Raw genomic sequence first — 2,680 nt, 5'->3', positions numbered from 1 at the left:
AAAGTAGCAGCTATTGCAGTGGGATTAGGCGCAATAGGTTTGAAAGGTAGCGTTGGAAAAGAAACTGGTATAACGGTTCCTGCTTTAGAGGGTTTTACTGTGGGAAGTAGTTTAAAATTTGAAAAACCTGAGGAGAAAAAATGATATGAAAACTCCATCGTATAAACCATTATATATTTTAGTTTATGTCGTAATATCTGTATCTATTATAGGATTAATGATTACTCCATCCAACAATTTGTGGGAAAAATTGTTAGGAACTATCGTTCTCATTCTTTTGGGAGCAGGTTTAATATGTTTTTTAAAATTCGGACGGTGGGCGCAAGAGAAATTTTATGATAAATTTACAAAAAAACGGGATTAATATAAGACTGGAGTAATTAAGATATGCGTACAATAAATAGAATTCTGACTTTTACTGTATGTATTATGTTTATGTTGTTAATTGGGGCTTCTTCTACTATACGGTTAGAAGATAAACTTTTACCTATAGGTTTGTTACTAATTTGCGATGTTATTGCATACTTTACAGTAGAGTATATCTATAAACGTATAGACAATAAGAAAAAGCAGTGGATTTATAATTCGTAAAATTTATTTAATATTTAGAAGGCAAAAGTATCAATGAAACTATTACCAATTGGAACAGTAGTTAAGCTAGAAGATATGGAACAAAGCGTTATGATTATTGGAAGAATGGCTATTTCAGAAGATAAACGTGAATTTGATTATGTAGGTGTTCTTTACCCTATTGGATTTATAGGTAATGAGAATGTGTTGTGTTTTAACTACGATAAAATCACAGAAGAAATGCATAAAGGATACATGACAGATGAAGAATTAGTTTTACGTGAAAAGTTATTAGAAATGTAAATAAAGCTTTTGTTTATAAATATCCTTTTAGTAAGAATACTTTAAACGTCTTGGGAGAAATCTTTAAAAGATGACATGCTATAATTTAGCATGTCTTTTTTATGAAAAAAATTCTTTTCTATCTAAATATCTGCCTTTCTGCCAATTTCATATGCTGCTCTAGATGCTTCGAATAACTTTTGATTACGTTGCTGTTTAACTTGTTTTATGATAATTGTGGCATACTGATTTAAGGTGGTTTTGGTGCGAAATTCTTGTAAGTAATCTACTAAATTTGGACATATTGATATTATTAATCTACAAAAGATGTGTGATCAGTATGGAAAAGGAAATCTATGTTGATTTTCGATAAATTTAAATAAAAAATGTATCAAGAATATTATCTTTTTCTTCTTTGTTGATACCAATGTATTTTAGTGTGATTTGTGGTGTGCTGTGATTTGAAATTTCTTGCAACATGGCTACATCTTTAGTAGGTGGGGCTAATTTCTTAACATTCGTCGCAGAAGTAGGAAGTGGTGGGTTAGCATCACCAATTGTTCTTCCATTAGATGCAGTTGCTACAGCGGCTGGTGTTGGTGCTGTTGTACATGGTGGATTGGTTTGGGATAAATCGATTCAAAATGCTAAGGCTACTCTTCAAAAATTCGAGTCTTCTCCATCTTCTGGTGAGCGTATTAATAAAGTTAAAGAGAATGGTAAACTTAATAAAGAGGAAAATGCTACTAAAGGGATGGATAATACCAGTAATAAAACCAGCGGAGATAATCCAAAAGTAATTGAGGAATTAGAGGGACCTGTTATTGATGGAAAGCGAGTTGGAAGTGGAGAAAAGATTGATAAAGTAAAACCTATTTGGGGAAGAGATGAAAAAGGAAAGCCCATCATAGTAAAAGAGTTTCCTCATGTCCCTAAGGAACATGGCTTTTCTGATATTGTTGATAATTACTCAAGATTTGCTGATGAATTTCCATTAGTAGGAGGAGATCGCATTAATAGAAGATTCTTCCAAATAGAAGGAAGCAACGGTGGTAAAAAAGGTGTCTTTGAGTGGATTGTTGAACCAAATGGAAATGTAAGTCATAGAAGATTTATTGAAAATGGTACTGTTACAGGGAAACCAAATCAAGTTCCAAAAAAGTAAAAGGAGAATTATATGGATTTAATAGATTTTAAGAACAAAGGTCTTAAGTATGATTGGAAAACTATTTATACCGGTGTAAATAAAAAATATTTCGAACCGAATGTCATTTCTGATTATGCGGTGGAACTAATGGAAGCCGGTGATGATGAAGCTTTTGTTAATGAACTAGCTTGGGGAATAGATTCTAGTGATTTAGATAAAATTTTGTTTGAAATTAAAGATTTCCACTTTCCTAATCTAGAAGAAAATAGTGAAGAATTACAGAATGAGATAAGTAAACTCAGATTCGTTTACTTATCTAAGTTAAAAGAAAAGATTACTGATGAGGATGAACTATTAAATAGAATTGCAGAGTTTTATGATAGACATGATTATCCTGAAGATATGACAAGTTTTATTACTTATATGCCCCAAGATACCCCAACTACGAAGGAAGATTTATTAAATAGGTTTTATAAATTTTTGGATTCAGAGAAAAAATTTATTGAATAGCTACTTTGCTAGATTCTGAGGGCAAGAAATGAATTTTTTGAAGAACAAGCCTTCTTTAAGATTGAATATTTCAATGAACCATGTTATCTAGCTTGGAGTAAGTGAAGAGAAAGTTACATATGGAGAATGATCAACAAAAGAGACCTAACATTTTGGTCTTATCCCTGTCAA

4 protein-coding genes and 2 pseudogenes are annotated in these 2,680 nt (G+C 31.6%); 5 read left to right on the top strand and 1 reads right to left on the bottom strand.

What is annotated here, in order from left to right; genetic code table 11:
- The first annotated feature begins 145 nt into the window (after nucleotides 1-145).
- Genes V7038_RS28490 through V7038_RS28480 form a run of 3 tightly spaced genes read left to right on the top strand, consistent with a single transcriptional unit; the run spans nucleotide 146 to nucleotide 873 of the window.
- Nucleotides 146-364, top strand: a complete 219-nt coding sequence (locus V7038_RS28490) for a hypothetical protein (protein WP_000856860.1) — start codon at nucleotides 146-148, stop codon at nucleotides 362-364.
- Nucleotides 365-387: 23 nt separating this feature from the next.
- Nucleotides 388-591, top strand: a complete 204-nt coding sequence (locus tag V7038_RS28485; RefSeq protein ID WP_335696011.1) for a hypothetical protein — start codon at nucleotides 388-390, stop codon at nucleotides 589-591.
- 33 nt (nucleotides 592-624) lie between these two features.
- Entirely contained in the window at nucleotides 625-873 is a 249-nt protein-coding gene (locus tag V7038_RS28480; RefSeq protein WP_000771621.1) for a DUF4176 domain-containing protein, read from the top strand.
- Between the two features lie 354 nt (nucleotides 874-1,227).
- Here V7038_RS28480 and V7038_RS28475 read toward each other — a convergent pair.
- Nucleotides 1,228-1,347: pseudogene (locus V7038_RS28475) on the bottom strand (tyrosine-type recombinase/integrase); the annotation flags it as partial.
- Between V7038_RS28475 and V7038_RS28470 the strand changes: the two are divergent.
- Nucleotides 1,340-2,017, top strand: a pseudogene (locus V7038_RS28470) (hypothetical protein); the annotation flags it as partial. The pseudogenes V7038_RS28475 and V7038_RS28470 sit on opposite strands and share 8 nt — an antisense overlap.
- A gap of 12 nt (nucleotides 2,018-2,029) precedes the next feature.
- Nucleotides 2,030-2,509, top strand: a complete 480-nt coding sequence (locus V7038_RS28465) for a DUF2247 family protein (RefSeq protein WP_000364132.1) — start codon at nucleotides 2,030-2,032, stop codon at nucleotides 2,507-2,509.
- Nucleotides 2,510-2,680 lie beyond the last annotated feature (171 nt).

The organism is Bacillus sp. JJ783 (genome assembly GCF_036963225.1).
GTDB classification, from domain to species: domain Bacteria; phylum Bacillota; class Bacilli; order Bacillales; family Bacillaceae_G; genus Bacillus_A; species Bacillus_A cereus_U.
Note: the sequence above shows the minus strand (reverse complement) of the source record. Positions and strands in the feature narration are given on the sequence as shown.